The 20,700-nt window shown below is 71.6% G+C and carries 9 protein-coding genes; 4 read left to right on the forward strand and 5 right to left on the reverse strand.

Annotated features, from left to right (window positions below):
• Positions 1–28 precede the first annotated feature (28 nt).
• Positions 29–793: a sugar transferase gene (locus ACH4XV_RS21250; protein ID WP_395791954.1), complete on the forward strand. Its 765-nt coding sequence runs from the start codon at positions 29–31 to the stop codon at positions 791–793.
• A gap of 120 nt (positions 794–913) precedes the next feature.
• Here ACH4XV_RS21250 and ACH4XV_RS21255 read toward each other — a convergent pair whose 3' ends face one another.
• From ACH4XV_RS21255 to ACH4XV_RS21265, 3 genes are read right to left on the reverse strand one after another with little or no spacing between them, the layout of a single operon-like run.
• Positions 914–2,050 (reverse strand): hypothetical protein, encoded by a 1,137-nt coding sequence (locus tag ACH4XV_RS21255; RefSeq protein ID WP_395791956.1) that lies wholly within the window; start codon positions 2,048–2,050, stop codon positions 914–916.
• 2 nt (positions 2,051–2,052) lie between these two features.
• Positions 2,053–4,677 (reverse strand): right-handed parallel beta-helix repeat-containing protein, encoded by a 2,625-nt coding sequence (locus ACH4XV_RS21260; protein WP_395791958.1) that lies wholly within the window; start codon positions 4,675–4,677, stop codon positions 2,053–2,055.
• Positions 4,674–11,999, reverse strand: a complete 7,326-nt coding sequence (locus tag ACH4XV_RS21265) for a hypothetical protein (protein WP_395791960.1) — start codon at positions 11,997–11,999, stop codon at positions 4,674–4,676. Before ACH4XV_RS21265 ends, ACH4XV_RS21260 begins: the two co-directional genes overlap by 4 nt.
• 235 nt (positions 12,000–12,234) lie before the next feature.
• Here ACH4XV_RS21265 and ACH4XV_RS21270 point away from each other — a divergent pair, with 235 nt between their 5' ends.
• From ACH4XV_RS21270 to ACH4XV_RS21280, 3 genes are read left to right on the forward strand one after another with little or no spacing between them, the layout of a single operon-like run.
• Positions 12,235–13,002: a hypothetical protein gene (locus tag ACH4XV_RS21270; protein WP_395791962.1), complete on the forward strand. Its 768-nt coding sequence runs from the start codon at positions 12,235–12,237 to the stop codon at positions 13,000–13,002.
• A gap of 47 nt (positions 13,003–13,049) precedes the next feature.
• Entirely contained in the window at positions 13,050–13,361 is a 312-nt protein-coding gene (locus ACH4XV_RS21275; RefSeq protein WP_078974492.1) for a hypothetical protein, read from the forward strand.
• A gap of 43 nt (positions 13,362–13,404) precedes the next feature.
• Complete coding sequence (locus ACH4XV_RS21280; protein ID WP_395791964.1) at positions 13,405–13,731, forward strand: hypothetical protein; 327 nt, start codon at positions 13,405–13,407, stop codon at positions 13,729–13,731.
• A 69-nt stretch (positions 13,732–13,800) separates the two neighbouring features.
• Here ACH4XV_RS21280 and ACH4XV_RS21285 read toward each other — a convergent pair whose 3' ends face one another.
• On the reverse strand, positions 13,801–18,354 hold the full coding sequence (locus ACH4XV_RS21285) for an FtsK/SpoIIIE domain-containing protein (RefSeq protein ID WP_395791966.1): 4,554 nt from the start codon (positions 18,352–18,354) through the stop codon (positions 13,801–13,803).
• 31 nt (positions 18,355–18,385) lie between these two features.
• A complete protein-coding gene (locus tag ACH4XV_RS21290) occupies positions 18,386–20,596 on the reverse strand; it encodes a hypothetical protein (protein ID WP_395791968.1) in 2,211 nt (736 codons plus the stop codon).
• Positions 20,597–20,700 lie beyond the last annotated feature (104 nt).

Genomic DNA, 20,700 nt, shown 5'->3' on the forward strand with positions numbered 1-20,700 from the left:
CAACGCCACACCAGGGGAGGGGCATGGCATGCGACGACTGTTCGACATCACCGTGGCCGCGGTGGCACTGGTTCTACTGGGACCGGTACTGCTCGCGATACACGTGATGATCCGCGCGACCATGGGTGGACCCGCGTTGTTCCGTCAGACCCGAAGCGGCCTGCACGGCCGCGACTTCGAGATCCTGAAGTTCCGCACCATGCTCGACCCGCGATATCCGGACGAACCCGACGCCACCCGGATCACCCGGGTCGGGCAACTCCTGCGCACCACCAGCCTGGACGAACTGCCGCAATTGATCAACGTGTTGCGCGGGGACATGGGCATCATCGGCCCCCGGCCGACGCTGCCGAGCCAGGTCGTGCACTACACCCCGCGCCAGCGCGGCCGACTGGACGTGCGCCCCGGCCTGACCGGCTGGGCGCAGGTCCAGGGCCGCAACGCGCTCAGCTGGCCGGTACGCATCGAGTACGACCTGTGGTATGTGCGCAACCGCGGCGCCCGAGTCGACCTGGTCATCCTGTGGCGCACCGTCGGGGTACTGCTGCGCCCGTCCGGGATCACCGCCGCCGGCGGGGTCAACCCGGGCTTCCCGGTGCCGGCCTCGGTCGAGGCGGGCGAGTCCGGGACGCAGCCGCGCCCCGGGCCCGTGCGTACCCCGCGCACCGACGCGTTCCCGCTGCCCAGACCCATTGTCTGGAGCGGGCCGATCACCCACTCGCCGGTGGACCCGACCCGCCTGCTGCCCCCGCAGCGGCACGCGGGGGACTCCCTGGCCGAAGAGGTGTCCTGAGGCCGAGGCGACACCGAGACGCACGAATGTCCGTGCCCGATCGTGGGGATCGAGCACGGACATCGTCGTTTCCGGCCGAGCGCCGAGCGCCGACTGCCGCGCGCCGGCCGCGTCTTCGGGTCAGCCCGTGCAGCTCGCCTGGACCTGACCGGCCGCCAGGTGCGCACCCGCGGTGCCGCCCCAGTCGACGCCACGCGTGACCAGCTTCACCGCGACCTTGCCGTTGGCCACCGGGAAGGTGCCCGCACTCACCCAACGGCCCTTGTTGTTCACCTGGTTGACCTGGAACTGGGCGTACCAGGCACCGGTCTTGTCGTCGTCGCGCGAGCGCAGCACGAAGTACTGCGCCGGGTTCCCGCCCACGTCACGGCCGTTGCCCGAGGGCACGTACACGCTCAACTGGCAGCGCTTGGAGGCGTTGCCGACGTCGAACCACCACAACACGCGCGCGCTCGCGTCGTCCTTGTTCTTGTCCCCGGACATCGGCACCGCGTCGAACTTCCCGTTGCAGCCGTCCTTGTTCCAGCCGCCGCTGCCCACGGTGTACCAGCCCTTGGAGCCGTCGCTGTAGCGGCCGACCTCGGCGAAACCGCTCGCGCCGTTGTTCGCGCAGCCGTAGCCCGACGTGCCCAGGAAGGTCTGCTTCGGGGCCAACGAATCGGGCTGCACCGGCGGCGGCGCCGGCTTGTTGCCGGATCCGCCGGGGCTGCCGCCACCGGGCGTGGGCGTCGTGCCGCCCCCGCCGCCGGGCGAACCCGTGGCCGGGTTGCGCGCGTCGGGCGTCGAACCGCCGCCGCCGAACGTGCCGGTCGAGCCGCCCGCCGCCGACCCGCCGCCACCCGACGCGCCCCCGCCGGGGGAGCCGCCGTTCGGGTACGGATAGCCCGGCGGGTACGCCGAACCGCCGCCGGGCGTGCCGGCGCCGGTCGGGCCGGGGTCGCCGGCCGAGTCACCGGTGCTGCTCCCGGCGCTCGGACCGCTCTGCGGCGCCGTCGAACCGCCGCTCGGCAGCACCTCCACGGGCTTGTCCTGCATGGGCGCGGCCTGCGCCACCGGCTTGCGCCGAGCACCGTCGTCGCCGCCGAGGTCGATCGCGGAGACGACGGTCACCGCCGCCAGACCGGCCGCGGCCAGCACCGGCATGCCCAGGCTCACGGCCCAGACCCGACGGCCGGGCCGCAGCGGTCGCATCGGCGTGCGCACCGAGCGGGCGAACGCGCGCTGGAAGTCCGCGTTCGGGTTGGGTGGTTCGGCCATGTTCAGCCTTTCGGAGTCGGTTCGACCGCCCGGGCGGGATCGCCGGCGGTCGGAACGAGATCGGGGAGGTCGGGTGCGCGCAGGGAGACCAGATCCTCGGGGGTCACCTCGGCGATGGCGGAGATGCGTCGGGCATGCCGCTCGGTCATCTCCTGGAAGGCCTGCCGCGCGGAACGCCCGTTGCCGAAGCGCCGGTCGCGCGGGACCGAGTCGAAGTAGGCCAACAGGCCCGCGCGTGCCGGTTCGTCGAGGGTGTACTCGTAGGCCGCGGCCTGGTGTTCGACGATGCGCACCAGATCCGCCGACGCGTAGTCCTCGAACACCACGGTGCGGTTGAACCGCGAGTCCAGTCCGGGATTGGAGTCGATGAAACGATGCATCTCGTCCGGGTAGCCGGCGACGATCACCACGATGTCGTCGCGGTGATCCTCCATCAGCTTGACCAGTGTCGCGATCGCCTCCTGCCCGAAGTCGCTGCCGCCCGCCGACGTCAACGAGTACGCCTCGTCGATGAACAACACGCCGCCCAGCGCCTTGCGGAAGATCGCCGTCGTGCGTGGTGCGGTGTGCCCGACGTACTCGCCGACCAGCGCACCGCGATCGGCCTCCACCAGGTGACCGCGCGAGAGCATGCCGAGCGCGGCCAGGATCCGCCCGTACAAACGTGCCACGGTGGTCTTGCCGGTACCCGGATTGCCGGCGAACACCAGGTGTCGACTCAGCGGCGGCGGGGTCAGCCCGGCCTCCTCGCGGCGGCGGACCAGCTGCATCAACTGCACCAGTGTGGCCACATCGTGCTTGACCCGGGCCAGCCCGACCAATTCGTGCAATTCGGCGAGCAGCGTGTCCAGATCCGCCGGCGCCCGGTCCGTGTCGTCCGCCGCGTCGGAGCCCTCGGCGAGGCCGTTCGGGCCCGCCGCCGGCGCTGTGCCCCGGCCCGACACCAGGACCTCGGCGACCCCGTGGGCCACGCAGTCCGCGAACACCGCCGAGGTCTGTTCCGGATCCTCGATGGTCGCGTCGCCCGGGCAGTCGCGGAACGTGCACGCGCGCAGCACGGGCGCCGCGCCGGCGGCCACGTAGACCGCCGGATAGGCCGAGCCGCCCAGCACACAGTCGGTGAACTCGCCGCCGGCGCCGCCCTTGAGGTACACCCCGTTCTTGCCCGCGCCGGTCAGCGCGCCGGCCCGGACCACGGGCGCCGCGTCCGTCCACACCACCATCGCCGAACCCGCGCTGTCCGTGACCGCGCAGTCCTCCAGGACGGGCGCCGCGCGTTCGTGCACGACCACCCCGGCGGTGCCGGCGCGGGCGACCCGGATCCGGCGCAGCGTCGGCCGGGCGTCCGGTCCCACCTCGATCCCGGCCCGCCCGGTGGCGGCGAACGTGGCGTCCTCGACCTCCGCGTCGATCCCCTCGTCCACGCGCAGCCCGATCCCGCAGCGGTGCGCCGCGCACGCGTGCAGCCGGGCGGTGCCGGTGCCGCCGAGGTGGATCCCGGTCATCTCGGCGGCGCGCACCAGCAGGCCGGTCGCGGTCACGCCCGCCGCGCCCGCGACGCACAGGCCGTGCTCGGGGGTCGGGCCGAGCACGACGGCGGCCAGTTCGCCGTGCGCGTGCTCGTCCAGGTGTACGGCGGTGAACGCGGTGTCGGCGATCACGACGCCGTCCAGGCCGACCCGGGCCGACCCGCGGGCGAAGACGCCGTTGGCGCCGGTGGCCCGGATCAGGCCGCCGACCAGGTCGAGGCGGGACTCCTCGTCGGCGACCGCGCCGCTGAGCGCGGCACCGACGATCTGGCAGTCCAGCACGTTCGCCGAGGCCTGCCCGATCGCGGCCACCCCGGAGGCCCCGGCGCGCTCGACCGCACTGCCCCGCATGGTCAACTTCGCGACGCAGCGCACCAGTACGGCGTCCTCGCCGCTGTCGGTGCAGCGGCAGGCGTCCAGGCCGGCCGCCGCCTCGTTCTCCACCAGCACGGCGTTGTGCGTGCAGCGCACGAACGCGCAGCCGCGCACCTGCACGCTCGCGGTGTCCCGCACGTTCAGGCCGACGCCGGCCTCGGTGACCACCGAATCGGCCAGGGTCACCGTGGCCGACCCGGTCAGGAGCACACCCGCGCCGTCCACCGCGCAGATCCGACACCCCGTCATGGACAGGCGCGCGTCGTCGGCCACGGACACTCCGGCCACCCCGGCGGCCGATATTCGGCAGTCGTTCAGCCGGACCCGGGCGGTGTCGGCGATCTCCACCCGGCCGCCCAGCACGCGGCAGTCGTCGAAGGCGACCTCGGCGCCGCCGGTGACCCGCACGGCCGGGGCGGCGGCGTCGGCAGCGATCAGGACCACCCCCTCGACCCGGACGCCGACCCCGCCGCGGACGGTCAGCGCGACATCGTGAGCACCCGTCAGGCGCACGCTGCCGGGCCCCTGTTCGGCGACCAGGACCACGCCGCGATCGAGCACGACATGCTCGCGGTACTCGCCGGGGGCGACCAGGACGCGGGCGCCGTCGGGCGCGGCACCGATGAGTTCCGCGATGGTGCGACCGGTGGTGACGGGTCGCCCACCACGCTGGGGGCGGTCGCCGCGGGGGCCGCGATTGCCGCGGTTGCCGAACACACTCACGGCTTTTGTCCGTTCTCGGGCGTGGGCGGGTAGAGATACTTCTCGTTCAGCCCGAGCGCCTTCTGGAAGAGCTTGTTGAGCTGGGCGTCGATCAACTTCTCACCGAACTTGATGCCGAGGTCCAGGATCCCGGACTTGCGCCAGAACCGCCCCGCCGCATAGGCGTCGTAGGCGAACTTGAACGCCCCCGGCCCGAACGCCGAACCGGCCAGCGAGCCGAGCGCCGCGACCCCGCCGAACTTCAGCGCGTCCAGGCCGTAGTGCTTGACGCCGTTCTTGTCGCCGAACACCGCGGCGTTGATGGACCCGTTGACGAACGCGACGATCGGGTTGACCGCAAGTCCCAGGCTGTACTTGTACATCCCCGAGCGCCAGCGCAACGCGGTGTCGAAGTTGGACCAGTCGGTCTTCCAGTTGTCGCCGAAGTAGGGGTTCGTGTTGAACGGCTTGCCGAAGTCGTTGGCGGTGAGCCCGTCCTTGAACTGCTTGGGGGAGAACGACCCGGGCTTCAGCTTGAGTTCGTGGAAGCGGGCCATCAGACCGGCGAACGACGCGGAGACCGCCGAGTTGAGGAAGATCTTCCCCCAGTCGGTACCGGAGATGTTTCCGTCGTTGATCCACTCGGTGATCATGCCGGCCAGCACGGAGAAGCCGAAGTCCTGCATGAACTCCATGCCGACCTTGGTCCACACCTTCTGCTCGAAGGTCCACTCCGTCGAGCCGGTGACCCGGTCGTACGCCCCCCAGTGCCGCCGGTTGGTATCCGCCAGGGCACGGTTGTAGCCGCGGAAGTCGTTCAGCGCGCCGGGATGGTCCACCCCGCGCCCGACCAGTTTGAACCGCGAGTCGACGCCCTTGGCCAGGGCCTTGTCGGGATGCAGCTTGGACTCGATCCGGTTGACCAGGCTCGGGTCCGCGGCCTGCGTCTTCTCGAAGATCCGGGTGGACAGGCCCTGGTGGACCACGAGGCTGCCGTCGACGTCGTAGATGCGCTGCTGGAGGTAGGCGATGTCCTTCTCCAGGTAGCCGACCGGCTGCCCACCGTGCATGATCGGCTCGTACGAGCGGATCTTGGTGCCGTTGCGCACGTCGTCCCAGTGCCGCGGATCGGCCCCGCCGTCGGTGACGTGATACTCGCGGATCGCGTCGCCGCGCCCCTCGCGCAGGGTGTGCACGTTGCCGTCGGCGTCGGTGAACTCGTCGCGCCACCCCTTCGCGCCGGCGTCCACGTGCCGCACGTCGCCGACACCGGGGGCCGCCTCGACGGCGCCGTCCCGGCCCTTGACCGTGGTCCGGTAGTTGCCGGCGCCGTCTCGCTCGATGATCGCGGTGCGGCCGTCGGCCAGCGACTTGCGCTCGTAGACCAGTACGTCCCGCCCGTCGATCCGGGCGAAGTCCTTGAACGCGTCGTCGAATCCCTCACTCCACATCTGCGCGCCGGCGCGATTGGTGGTGCGGGTACCGGTGGTCGGCCCCTCGAAGGGTGGGTGGCCGGGTCCGGCCTGTTTGGTCCAGGTGAACTCGCCGTCCGGTCCCTTGCGCATGTGGGCCTCGAGGAAGCCGCCGGGGATCTCGTCCCGGCGCGCGACCAGTTGGCCGAAGCGGTTGCGATCCACCCAGGCGCCCGCGTCGCCCGCGGTGCCCGGATACTCGCGCACCGTGCCCTTGGCGTCGATGGTCTTGCGGACCTCGATCGTGCGGGCCTCGTCGGCGTAGTCGATCCATCCCCGGTTGTCGTCGAAGACCCGCGGCCCGGTGCCGGTGCCGCCCACCTCCCGCCAGGTGCCGCTGCGCCCCGGGACATCCGCAGTGAACTCGATCTTGCGCCCGTCCGCCAGGACCCGACTTTCCCGCACCAGCTCGCGGTTCGCGGTGAAGTCCTGCCAGGTGCCGTCCAGACGCTGCACGCGCAGCGTGCGGGCGGTGGTCTCCGCGCCGCTCTTGTCCGAGACGGTCCAATACCGGTACAGCCGACTGTCGCCGGTGACCGGGTTGCCGGGGAAGTCCACGTGCCCGGGGAAGAACGGGGTGTTGAAGCGTTGTTGCCAGATCCGCCGGACCTTCAGCTCGGTCTCGCCGAACTTCGAGAAGGTCGCCGCCTCCTCGTTCACGTAGTTGCGCTCGATGGAGTACTTGAACTGGTCCGCCGGTTGCGCGTTCGCGTCGAACGTGAACTGCCGGGTGCCGCGGGCCTTGTCGGGCGCGGAGAAGAACTTGTCGCCCTTCATGCTGCCGCGCATGGGCGCGAACCGCTCGAAGGCGACGAGGGGTCGGTCGGCTTCGACGAGCCGGTGGAACCTGCCGTCGGGCAGCCGGACTTCGGTGACCCGGGCCCGGAAGCCCAGGTTCGGGTCCACCCGGTATTCCAGCCGTCCCTTGGCCTGAAGCGCGCCGTCGGCGTCCCACTTTTGCCATCGCCAGTCCCGTAGGCCGCCCTTCTCGGCGACGAAGCGGCCCCCGTCGAGCTGCGGGAAGATGTCCCGGACCTTGCCGCCGAACAGGTGCCGGGCGTTGAGGTCGAAGACGCCGTCGATCACGTCGTACGCGGTGGTGTCCCAGCGCACGTATCGCCGGCCGGTGGCGATCGTGCGACCCTCGCCGGTCTTCTCCACCCACCGCCACTTGCCCGCGTGGTCGCGCATCGCCTCGATCCAGTGGCCGTCGACGATCGACGGGTCGCGGGTGTGCACGATGGTGCCGTTGCCGTCGGTGAGCGTGCGAATGCCCTTGTACTCGCCGTTCGGCCCGGCGGGCCACTGCTCGACGGTGCCCTTGCGGAAGGGCATGTGCTCCCAGCCGAGGTCGTGGCCGAGCGGGGCGTTCGGGGGACGTACGTCCTGCCAGGTGCCGTTCGTGTGATCGATCCGCCGAACGACTCCGGGGATGGGGCCGTTCACCGGGTATTCGAGCAGCCGATGGTTCGCCAGGTCGGCGCTGTCCCACTTCTCCCAGGTGTCGCGGAGCCGATCGGTGACCCGGAAGTGGGTGGTCTCGCCGACCCGTTCCCCGACGTGCGTGACCTTCCCGCCGTGGACGGCGCCGTTTTGGTCGATCCGGAAGGAATCGTTCGCCCATACCTCGAAGTTGCGGTTTCCGGCCGTGGGCGGGCCCTCGAAGACCTGGTATCGCCGGTCGGTCAGCCGGCGAGCGTCCCCGAACACCTCGGGCGCCGCGTCGTCCGCGCCGCGCGGGCCCCAGATCTGGAAGTGGTCGTCGCCGTCGTTGGTGACCCGGAAACGCTCCGTGGCCCGAATGCGGGTCCCGGTCCGGAGCGGGGCGTTGTCCGCGCCCCAGACCCGGAAGTCGTCCAGCCGACCGTGTGCGGCCCCTTCGTACACCTGCCAGGTGCCGTCGCCCAGCACGTACCCGTGCTGCGTGGCCGGCGGCCGGACACCGTTCGCGCCGGCCGGCCCATGGATCCGGAACCGCTCGGCGCTCCCGCGCGGCCCCTCGAACACCTGGAAACGATCCCCACCGAGCGCGTACCCGTCCTCGCGCACCGGGTGTACGCCGGTGTCGGGGTGGCGCGGTCCCCAGGTCTGGAAGTGCTCGTCGCCGACGTTGGTGACGTGGAAGTCGTCGGTGGCCGCGCGGTATCGGGCGTGCTTGAGGATGGTGCCGTTGGTGTCGGACCAGATCTCGAAGCTCTGTCCGGGGGTGGAGTGGGGGCCGGCGTGGACGTGGTACGTGCCGTCGGGTTGGGCGCGGGCGTCCCGGAGGAGGGGGTGGGCGCCGGTTTCGGGGTCTCGGGGTCCCCAGGTCTGGAAGTGGTCGTCGCCGGTGTTGGTGACGTGGAAGTCGTCGGTGCCGGAGTGGAATTCGGCATGGCCCAGCAGTGTGTCGTCGGCGGCGGAGCGGATCTCGAAGTTGCGTCCGGGGTCGGTCAGGGGCCCGTCGTAGACGTGGTGCGTGCCGTTGCCCGGCACGTGCACGTCGCGTAGGACCGGGTGGGCGCCGTCGGCGCCGCGCGGTCCCAGGATCCGGAAGTCGCCTGCCGGGCGCTTCGCCAGGTTCTCGACCCGCCAGGTGCCGTCCGGCAGGCGGTGCGCCTCGCCCAGGACCGGATGGAGGCCGGTGTTCGGGTCGCGGGGTCCCCAGATGGCGAAGTCGTCGCTGCTGCCGCGAGGGCCCTCGTGGACGTGGAACGTGCCGTCCGGTCCCGGGTACGCGGTCCTGAGCACCTGCTCGTCCGCGTGCGCCCAGATCTCGAAGCCGTTGCGGTCGCCCGGCGCGCCGTCGGTGACCCGGAAGGTCCCGTCGTGCAGACGCCGCGCGTCGGCGAGCAGCGGATGGGCACCGTCGGCGCCGCGAGGCCCCCAGATTCGGAAGTCGCCGTGATCCGTGGTGACCGTGAAATTGGGTCCTCCGCCGCGAAGCTCGCCGGTGGCCAGGCGCGTGCCGCCGGTGTCCGCCCAGATCTCGAAGGGGCTGTCGGCCCCGAACCTCCCGTGGAACACCTGGTAGGTGCCGTCGGGCAGGAGATGGCCGTCGTGCAGCAGCGGCCGTGTCCCACCCGGGCCCATCGGACCCAGCACCTCGAAGTGGTCGATCGTGTCGCCGGTGCGGAACATGTGCACGACGGAATCGTTGTGTCCGACGGCGCCGCCGCCCTGCGGCCACGAATCGGGCACCCGTATCCGCGCGTCGAGCGCGTACTCCACCGGCGGCATCCCACCGGGCAACCCGCGCAGTTTCGACATCGCCTCGGCGACGGCGGGGGCCGCGTGCAGAGGATCCACGCCCCACGCCTTCAACGCCGTGGTGGCGTCCTCCAGGGCCAGACGGGCGTTGGCCCGCTCCGCGGTGGCGACCATCAGTTGGGCCCGCACCGTGCCGGAACTGGTGTCGCCGGTGAGCAGTCGGGTCCGCAGCCCCTGCTCGGTGGTCGCGGCCCGGTCGAACGCCTGCTTGGCCCGGGAGTAGTCGTGCCATGCCTCGAACCGCGAACCGGGCAACCCCTGCGTGGACTTGCCGCCCGGTCCCGGTCCGGTCGCCACGTCGTCCAGGGCCTTGGTGACGACCGTGCGCTGCTCCGCGCCGAAGTTCGCCAGCGCGTTCGGCGGCAGCGGTTCGCGGCCGAGCACGACGGGCGGCGGAGGAGGGGTGGTCGGTGTGGCCGGCGGCGGGGGAGTGTGGCCGACCGGCGGCGGGTCGGCCCGCATCGGGATCTTCTCGCCGACCAGGGCCGACACCGTGTCGATCGCCTTCTGCCCGCCCGCCAGGTCCGGCCGCAGGGCGCCGGCGGAGTTGCCGCCGGCGAGATCGACCGGGGTGAACCGGGCGGATGCGGCCGGGAGTTGATCCCCGGTGCGGGATCCGCCGGCGAGCAGGTTGAGCGCGTTGTCCTGGTGCAGAGCGGACACACCCGGCCCGATCGGCGTGGCCGGCGGTACGGAAGGGGGCGGTGGCGGGGTCGAGCCGCCCTTGCCCGCGCCCGGCGCGAGCAGGTCGAAGACGTCGACCTTGACCGCACCCGCACCCGCGCCGACTCCGGCCCCCGCGTTCGACGCGTGTACCGAACCCGGCGCCTGCACGGAGTTCGGCGCGTGCACCGACGTCGGCGTGCCCGGCGCGTGTACCGCGTTCGGCAGGGTCCGCGCCGGCACCGCGTTCGCGACCGTGACCTTGTTCGTGAGCGCGTCGGTGTGCGTCGCCACGAACCGGTCCATGCCGGACGTGGTCAGCGTGGTGTCGCCGTGGGTCAGCCGGCGGATCTCCGGCAGCGGCGTCATCCGCACCTCCTCGCCGACACCGATCGCGCTCTTCGCGAACGACTGGGTGCTCTCCACCGCGCCGCCGAGCGTGTGCGGCGACAGGGCGCCCACGTCCAGGCCGTGCAGCGCGGACGTCCCGCCCACGGCCTGGTTCAGCACGTCGTGCAGCGAGTTCCACTGGAGTTGCGGCGTGACGCCGTGCCCGATCGTGGTGCCGAGCGTCTGCAGGCCCTCGTGTCCGAGCAGGGTGTTCCCGAAGCTGTACACGCCGAGCCCGTGGTGCGCGGTGTACAGCCCGCTCGCGGCCGGCACGAACACGGCGGTGTCGAACGAGCTGCCGAGCCTGGGCATGTCGTGCAGTCCGAAGCCGGTGAACGGGGACAGGTCCCGGCCCGCGCCGAGCCCCGGCGGCATCGGCAGCTTGTCCAGGGTGTGCCCGCCGATCTTGCCCGCGGTCCCGGCCGCGGCCGGCGGCACGGCCAGCCCGGCCCGGATGAAGTCCTTCTGGCTGCCCAGGACTCCGCGCTCCCAGAAGCCGATCTTCAGCGCCCGCGCCAGCCCCAGCTTGGCGATCTCGTCGCCGGCCACCGGCAGCAGGATGCCGAGCGAACCCCAGCCCTTGAGCTCCGCGAAACCCTTCTTGCCCACCGCCCATGCGGTCTTGCCCACCCACACGATCGCCTTGAACGGCAACACCAGCAACTTGCCGACCAGCACCCCGCCCTTGAACGCGAGCGCGCCGGTGAGCAGACCCGCGTAGGCGAGCGCGAACCGCCAGCCGGACAGGTTGAATCCCTTGAGGCCGGTGCTCAGCAGCGACAGCAGGTTGCCGGCGCCCTTGAACAGGTTGACCGCGCCCTTGCCCAGACCCACCAGGAGGTTCTTCAGGCCGCTGAGCAGCGCCGGCAGCAGGGCCTTGGTGGAGGGGAACAGCACGCCCAGGATGTTCAGGAACAGTTCGAGCCCGGTGGCCTTGCCGTTGGCGAAGTCCGCGATGGTCTTGCCCAGCACGATCAGGTTGGCGCCGAAGGCGAGCAGTCCCAGCGGCCCGCCGAAGAGCACACCGAGCACGGTCAGCACGATGGTGAAGATCTTGAAGAAGTCCCAGAACTCCTCGGCCACCGTCTTCGGGCTGGTCTTGAGCGCGGTCGCGGGAGCCAGCGCCTTGCGGGCCTTCTCCACCGCCTCCAGGTACATCGTCCGGGCCGTGGCCATGGTCGACTTCGCCGCCGCCAGGCCCGGGTCGCCCTCCGGCAGCGGGGCCGCCGCGTTCAGCGCCTCCTGGCCCTTCTGCTGGGCCGCGAGCAGTTCCGTCCCGTAGGTGGACAGCGCGGTGCTCGCGATCTGGGTGGCCTGGGCCAGCCTGTCCACGAACAGCTTCAACTGGTCCTTGACGTGCCCGCGCAACTCGGTGGCGGCCTCGCCCATCAGCGGCGCGTTCGCGTCGTCCTGGATCAGCCCGGCGAGTTTGAGCGAGGCGTCGGAGGCCTTCTTGGCCAACGCGGCCAGATACAGCGAGGCGTCCCGGATCGAGTCGGGATCACCCGGCGTCTGATCGACCGTGTACCCCAGCTTTTTCAACGTCGTGGTATCGACATTGCGTGGCATGGGCCCTCCGGGCGGAAGTTCGATCGCGTCGGATGTCGATGCTCTCGTGACGGCGGTGCAGCGCGTCGGCGATATCGGGACGGGACGCTGCGGCTCTTTATTCTCCGGCAATCTTGGCCGATGATGAGACACGGCGCCAGTGTTCGGACGCGGTGCGGGACCGGACCCGACGCCGATCTGTCGAATGGAGTTCGCTTTGCCCGATATTTCCCTCGATTACACCGAGCTTCGCAAAATGGCGAGCGCGCTGACGCTGCTCGCCAATACGTTCAAGGAGGACGCGGCGAAGTTCCGTACCTATGGCAGCCAGGTGCCCGGCCAATACGGTACTATCCCGGCCGCGGACATCGGCGGCGTGGCCGCGCCGCTCGGTTCCTTCTATACCGCGTGGTCCGCACCCATGGGCAAGGCGGTCGACGGATTGGGTGCGCTGTCGAAACTCCTCGGTTATGTCGCGGACGGCGCGGAAGCGTGGGACGACGGCGTCGCGGCACAATTCGCGGCAACGCCGGGGCGTAATCCGCTGGACCGCTGGATCCAGCAGAAGAAAACCTGGGACGAATGGCTCAAGACCCACCCGGACGGAAAGCCGAAGGAGGGTGAGACGGCGCCGGAGAAACCGAGCGACCAACCACCCCTGCACTACACGAACACCGACAAGAACGGCGTCACCACCGACGTCACGGTCAAGGTCGACGGCAACTACAACGTGACCGAGCAGACCGTGACCATCACCGATCACGGCACCACCTACACCGAGCACACCACCTACGGCGACAACGGTGCCTACAACACCGTCACCACAGGTCGGGACGGCTCGGTGAGCACCGAGAAGGTCGAGGTGGACGGGGCCGGCCGGGGCACCAAGACGATCACCGACAAAGACGGCACCACGGTCTATACCAACCCGAACATCAAGGACCCCGAGTCCCCGTGGACCAAGGTCGTCAAGGAGCCCCCGTACCGACCGCCGATCGGTGGCCACGGCCGGGACCCGAGGTAGCCCGACACAGGTTTCGAAACATCATCACCGCGCAGTGAGGATTCTCCATGGCGAGCGATTTCAAGATTACCTACGACCAGGTGCACACCGCCCAGCTGGAAATGAAGAAGGTGTCCGACGCGGCGGTCCTGGAGATTCGCCGACTCCAGGGAAAGGTGGACGCGCTGCTGAAGCCCGGATCCGGTCTGTGGCTCAAGCTCAGCAGCGACGAACTGAACACCAAATACAAGACGCTGAGCGCGGATCTGGAAAAGGCAATCCTCAACATCATCACCTTCTCCCAGCAATTCGACAAGATTGTCGAGGCGGCGCAGAAGCTCGACTCGTCGATGAAGGCGGCGCTGCAGAAGTCCGGCTGACCGAATCCACCACCCCTGCTCCCGCACCACGAAAAGGATGGGCATGACCACTCCCACCGGCACGGATGTCGATGTCAATATCGCCGAGGTCGAACACGTCGCCACCGACATGGTGACCAGTGCGAAGAGCACACAGGACGCATTGCAGAGTCTGCGGGGCGTCGTGACGGCATTGCTGAACCCCGACGGTGGCCTTTATCTGCGGAAGACCAGCCCGCAGATGACCCAGTCCTATGACGAGTTGACCACTTCACTCGACAAGGCAATGGTTTCGATCAAGCAGTTCAGCGACACCTTCCAGGTCGTGGTGAGCAATTTGCGCAGCCTCGACGGCGAGGACGTCAAGCCGCCGCCCGCGCACACCACCTGACCCGGCCCGCGGTTCCCGCGTGGATCGACCACCGGGAACCGCGCCGCCGCCCTCCCGCGCCCCCCGCCGTCATTCGGCGGCGGGGCGCAGTTGTGTCTCCGGCACCAGCACCGGAGCCAGGAAACCCTTCCGGTCCCGGATCCAGGCATGGCCGATCCGCAGCGGCTGCCGAACCCGCTCGGTGGGCAACCGGGCACCGATCAGATCACCCTCCCCACCGAGTTGCGGCGACAGCAGGATGCCCTGCCGGTTGCGCCGGACATCGCCCAACCACCCGCTGAGCGACTGCAACAACGTCTCGGCCGTCGCCGCGTACGCCAACCCGATGCCCCGGTCGCGGCCCGAACCGATCACATCGCGCAGCGCGTACCCGACCATCGACCCCATCTCCGACAAAAGATCCGCGTCGTCGATCAACACCACCGCAGGCCCCTCCAGTTCCGCCACCGCCGCCGAGGTCCGCGACCCGTCCGAGTCGGCCCCCTCCACCAGCGTCACCAGCGGATGCGCCCGCAACAGACGCAGCGGCGAATCCCGCGGCGTGATCGCCACCACCCGGGTCCCGCTCGCCAGGAGCGACACCGCCATCGTCGCGAGCGTGTTGCTGCGCCCACTGCCGGGCGGCCCGACCACGGCGAACGTATGCTGCGCGTCGGCGAAATCCGCGCCGACCGCGCCCACCGCGTCACCGCCGATCCCCAACAGCCCCCACAGCGGGCGGCGCTGCTCCTCGGCCACCGCCTCGTACGCCTCGGCGAAGCTGATCGAGGTGGGCAGCGGTGCCAGGACGAACGGCCGCCGCGCCGGATCCACCCCCGCGTCCCGCTCGCGCGCGTCCGCCGCGATCCGGCGCAGCGCCTCGACCTGCTCGCGCCCGCTCTCACCCGGACCGAGCAGACACACCTGCGCCTCCGTCCACGAACCCGACAGCAGGACGCGCCCCGGCGGCATCGACCCCGGAATGGCGGTCCGCGGCACCCCCGCGCCCGAATACTCGGCCCGATCGGCCAGCCGCAACAGCACCATGTCGTCGTTGACCGAGGACAACCGCCCGTTGATCAACGTGCGTTCCGAGGTCATCACCAGATGGATCCCCGCCGCCGCGCCCTCGCGCAACAACCGCACCACCTCGTTCATCACCCGGCCGTCGTCGTACTCGTACAACGTCGGCGCCAGCGGATCCCACCCGTCGATCAGCAGGAACACATGCGCCGGACACCCCCGCGCGTCGCTCGCCCGCAACTCGGTCAGATTCGCGCACGCCTGCCGGGACAACAGCTCCTGACGGCTGCTCAACTCCTCGCCGAGCCGAGAGATCAACCGGTCGATCCGGCTCAGGTCGTTGCGCGGCACCACCGTCCCGCAGTGCGGCAGATCGGCCAGCGCGGCCAACGCCCCACCACCGGCGTCGATCGCCTGGATGTGCACCACACCGCACGAGTGCCGCCGGGCCAGCGCCGCCGCCATCGTGCGCAACAACTGGCTGCGCCCGGTGCGCGGCGCGCCCACCACGAACAGGTGGCCGAACGTGCTCGGGTCGAGCAACACCGGCTTGCGCGCCTGGAGATGCGGTACGTCCTCCATCGCCCACGCCACCGGCTCCAGCGCGCCGGGCGGCCGTTCGGCACTGGGCGCGGCCGGCGGCAGATCCGCCGGCAGCACCCGATGCGGCAGCGGGTCCAGCCACGGGCTCGGCGGTTTGACGAAGTCCGGCAGGGCCGCGGCCGCCGCCGAGATCGCGGTGACCAACTCCTTGAGATCGGTGGTCGGTTCGGCGTCCCCCGGCTGTGGTTGTGGCTCGACGTCCACCTCGACGGCGGGCGGACGCGGTCGACCCAGCCGGCTCCAGGACAACACCGAGGTCTGCGGGCGTACCGGCTCCACCGGAGCGGGCAGCGCCCGGATCGCGTCGGGATCGGCCTTGCCGTCCACCCGTTCGGTGCCCGCGTACGCCGTCTGGAACGGGATCACCGTGTGATGCGAGGTCCGGGCCAGCGCCCGACCCGGCGTGGACGAGGAGATCGCCACCGCGTCCTTGGTGTCGATCACGTCCGAACTCTCCCCGGCGTCGGTCACCCGCAACGCGATCCGCAGATTCGTATTGGCCCGGATGTCCGCCGTGATCACCCCGGCCGGACGCTGCGTGGCGAGCACCATGTGGATCCCCAGCGAACGACCGCGCTGGGCGATCCCGACCAGACCCGGGATGAAGTCCGGCACCTCGCGTACCAGCGTGGCGAACTCGTCCACGATCAACAGCAGTCGCGGCAGCGCGGGCAACTCCGCGTCCCGCATGCGCTTGCCCCGATACTCCGCGTGGTCCTTCGCCCCCACCATCGCCAACAGCAGCTCACGGCGCGTGAGTTCGGCGCCCAGGGAGGCCATCGCCCGATGCACCAGCTGGGCGTCGAGGTCGGTGACCATGCCGAGCGTGTGCGGGAGTTCGACGCAGTCCTTGAACGCGGAGCCGCCCTTGTAGTCGACCAGCACGAAGGTCAACTCGTCCGGTCGGTTCGCCGCCGCCAGCGCGGCCACGAACGACTGCAACAGCTCCGACTTGCCCGATCCCGTGGTGCCCGCGATCAACGCGTGCGGACCGTCGAGGACCAGGTCGAACGAGACCGGGCCGTCGTAGCCCGCGCCCAGGAAGACCCGCGTGGACGCGGGCCGCCGCCGCCAACGCTCGCCGATCGTCGCCGGGTCCGGCGGATCCAGCGCCAACAACTCCGGCAGCAACACCCGATCCGGCAGCGCGCCCTCGTCCGGCGAGGTCACGTCGCGCACCGGTGCCAACGCCCGCGCGATCGACTCGCACCACGCCGGCGTCGGCAGATCCGGCCGCACATCGGCGACCGTCGGCGTGCCGTGCCGGCGCAACGTCGCGACCGGACCACGCCCCTGCCCCGCGTCGGCCAGGCCGATCACCGCCGTGCACTCCTGCGGCAGAAAACGCTCCTCGATGTCCACGCAGATCGAGAACACCCGCACCTGCGGGCCCTCCTGCAACACCTGCGTCATGCCCGGGATCTCCCTCAGCCGCCGGGCCCCGTCCACCACCAGCACGATGTCCGGCTCGGCGAACACCGCGTTGCGCAACAACGTCTCGGCGGCGGCCCGGCGCGCCCGTACCACCTGGACCAACTCCGCGACCCGCGCCGCGATCGTCTCCGGATCGCTGCCGAGCAACACCTCGGGCCCACCGGGCACCGTGCCGCGCGCATGCGGCAACCAGGCCAGCCACCCCCACTCCTCGGCCCCCGCCGTCCCGGTGAGCAACCGCACCTGCACATCCCGGGGACTGTGCAGGATCGCCGCCTGCGCGACCAGCCACCCGGCCATCCGCAACGCCGGCCCACCGGGCCCGGCCACGCCGAGTACACCCTGCTGCGGCAGATCCACCGCCGTCGGCACGTCCGGCACCGTCCACGTCGCGCGCCGCTCCAACGACTGCGAATCGGGATCCTCGACCTCGTTCAGCGAGGTGTGCGCCGAAGTGCCCACGCGCAACACCAGATGGTCCGGATCGACCCGACGCCGCTCCCACAACCGCTGCCCCGGGCCGGTGGCGAACAGGCCGGTCGTCGACGGGTCCGGGATCGCGTCCACGCGTCCCTGGCGTTCCACCTCCGTGCCGGCGGCCACCTCGGCCAGCACCTCCGCCTTGCGCACCCGGTAGGCGGCCAGGTCCTTGACGAACTGCTTGCGCCCGCTGCGCCGCGAGGAGATCCAGTTGGCCAGCGCCATGATCGGGCTGAAGATCGCGAAGATCAGGAAGAAGTAGGAGTGGAAGACCTTCACCATGACCAGCCCGAGCAACATCGGCGCGAGCGTGACCAGCATCGGGAACGGCTGCCGGAACGAGCCGCGCGGCCGGGTCGGGATCCGGAACCGGCCGCCCTGGACCGGCTCCACGATCCTCGGCGGCCGGTTGAAGTCGAGGCCCGCGCCGTCGGCAGAGGGCACGATGTCCGCGCCCGCGTCGAACGGCGCGGCGGGGCGCAGCAGTACCGGGCCCACGGTCAGGCCCACGCCGAGGTCCCAGGCGACCTCGTCGACGATCGGCGCCTCCGGGTCCGGCGGCGGCTCGTCGGCGAACTCCTTGTCCTTGGGATCGACCGGCCGCTCGGGCGTGTCCTCCTTGGTCCGGTACACCCGCCCGAGCCGGATCTCGCTCCCGGCGGGCGCGGCGACCCGCACCTTGCCGTTCGGGCCGACCGTGACCCGGATCCCGTGCGTCGGTACGCCGGGTTCGTCGATCCGGATCGCGCATTCCGGGGCCGAGCCGATGTCGTACGTACCCATCGGCAGCGGCCAGATCCGCCCGGCCCCGGGCCCCGCCGCGAGGTGCACCTCGACGAGCGGCGGATCGGGGCACGGGGGCGGCTCGACGGGGGCCGCCCCGAGAGTGAGTTCGCCGCCCTCGCGAATGCCGCAGGCCGAAAGGGCGTCGTCGGGGTCGAGCACGGTGTCCCCGAGCCGACAGGGCAACCCGGGCGCGCCCAGGTCATGCGTGTCGGCGAGGTGTTCGAGCAGATCCCGAACGGTGCTCTCGGCCGGCGCGTCGACCAGGATCGACTCCCGCCGCCCCCGCGCGGGCTCGGACACGGTGATGGTCAATCGCATGGGATCGCCTCCAAAAGCACACGGACGACGGTCACGGCCGGGCGGGGTCGATGGTCGGGGCGGCGGACTCACCCACCCCGAGCACGTCGGACGCGACGGGGGGCTCGGAGGTGGTGGTTGGCATGGGCACAACGGGCGGTTGGGAGGCGCCGGTTGGTATGGGCGCTACGGGCGGTTGGGATCCGGCGGTTGCCGTCGGCTGGGCGGATGGCTCGGACCCGGTGGTCGCCGAGGGCCCAACGGGCGGCTGGGATGCGGCGGTCGCCGTCGGCGTGGCCGGTCGCTCGGGTGTGGTGGCTGCCGCAGGCTCAACGGTCGGTTGGTACGCGCCGGTTGCCGTAGGCGCAGCGGGGGGCTGGAATGCGCCGGTTGGTGTGGACGCTGCGGGCGGCTGGGATGTGCTGGTTGCCGAGGGCCCGGCGGGGGGCTCGGAGCCGGCGGTTGCCGAAGGGGCTGCGGGTGGGTCGGTGGGTCGGTGGGGTCGGCGGGCCGAGGCGAAGGCCGGAGGTCGGCGGCCGGTGGTGGTTGCGGCCGGTGGCCTTCCGGGGGTCGGTGGCGTGGTCGGCGATCCCGTGTTCGCGGATGCCGTGGGAGTTGCGGTCGTGGGACGCTGCGGGCCCGCCGGAGTCGGACGGTGGGTCGCTTCGGGTGCGGGGGAGGCCGACGCCGCCCCGCCTTCGGAGCGGAGATCGACGTCGGATCGCCGCTGACCGGCGGTCGACGGCGACACGCGCGATCGAGCCCGCCCCGGAACCCCCGCATCCGCGGCGGCGGTCGCGTGCGCCGAAGCGCCTGTCGACGCGCCGGCACCCGCGGGACCCGCAGGGCCCGACGCGGACGCGGCAGCCGAGGCCGAAGCGCTCGTCGACGCACCGGTACCCGCAAGACCCGACGCGGACGCGGCAGCCGTGGCGGCACCGCCCGAGGAGGCCCGCGTACTCACCCGCCCGCCGCCCACGCCGCCCGCCGAGTCGGACCCAGGCCCGGCGGATCCACGGCGCCCGCCGGCGGTACCGCCTCCCAAGCCGGCCGCGCCCTGTCCACCGATGGGCGCGATCACGCCGTCCGCCCGATCCAGTGCGCCGCCGACATCCGTGCCGTTTCGGGACGAAGCTCCCGCGCCTACCCGCACGGGCGCGGCGTCCGCAACTCCCGCCCGCCCCAAATCCGTTCCGCCCACGACCCCCGGCACCGGCCGGCCCGTGTCCGCCGCCGGCGGCGTCGTGCTCGGCGGGTTCACCATCGGCCCCGCCGGGCGCCCCGACCGGATCACGCGGGCCACCGCACGCGCCAGGCCGGCCGTTTCGACCGGGCCCAGGCCGTCCGCGGCGGGCAACACCCCGAAGGTGTCCGGACGCAGGCTCAGCCGCCGCCCCCGCACTTCCCCGAGGACGAGCACCGTGCGCCCCGGCCGCGCCGCGAACGCCGCCGGTTCACCCGCCGCCTCCGGAGCGGGCTCGGCGCACACCAGGACGCGTACCGCCGGATCGGCGGCCAGTTCGGCCGTCGACCGCCCGGGGAACCCCGGATGCACACCGTGAGCCACGCCCACCACACCCGAGGGCAACCGCCGAACCAGCTGCGCGGTCAACGCATGACCCAGATCCGTGCCCGCCCGGTCCCCGGTCACGGTGAGCACCGGCCCCACCGCCGCAACATCCAGCAGGACCACATCGGCCCCGATCAACCCGACCACGATCGGCAGCGGCACGGCCTCCGTCGGCTCGGGCACACCCAGATCGGCCACCGCGGCCGTCCACACCAGCGCGTCGTCCGGGTCCACCGCCCAGGGCTCCGCGGCCTCCGGCGCCCGGACCGCCGCGAGCCGTACCGCCACGCGCTCGCCCGTCAGCACCACCGCGCACGGCCGCGCCCCCGCCGCCCGGGCCGCGCCCAGCGCCCGCGCGGCGTGTTCGAAAGTCTCCGGCGCACCCAGATGCCGGGCCAGCACCGCGACCCCGCGGCGATCCCGCCGCCAGGCGACGAACGGCGCGGCGAACGCCCGCCCCGTCGCGGCCACCTGATGCCCGAACCCGCGGAACAGGCCGCGCGGACCCGCCCGTCGGGACAACACCCGCAGCAACACCGCGACGAGGATCACGAGTTCGAGCAGGGCGAGCCAGCCCACGCCCCGGTTGCCGCTCCAGAAGTCCGCGCCGAAAGGATTGGCGGCCGTCGTGCTGCTGATCGTGCCCTCCCACTGAACAGGTGATACCGGGGTCACCCGGAGATCAGTGGGCATTGAAGCAGTCGCGCAGCGTATTCGAAAGAGCCGGCGCAGAATTTCGAGTTGGGCTTTTCGGAACCATCCGACACCGTTTCGGGGGCATGGCGAGACGTCGGTTC

Source organism: Embleya sp. NPDC020630, from assembly GCF_044334985.1.
Lineage (GTDB): Bacteria > Actinomycetota > Actinomycetes > Streptomycetales > Streptomycetaceae > Embleya.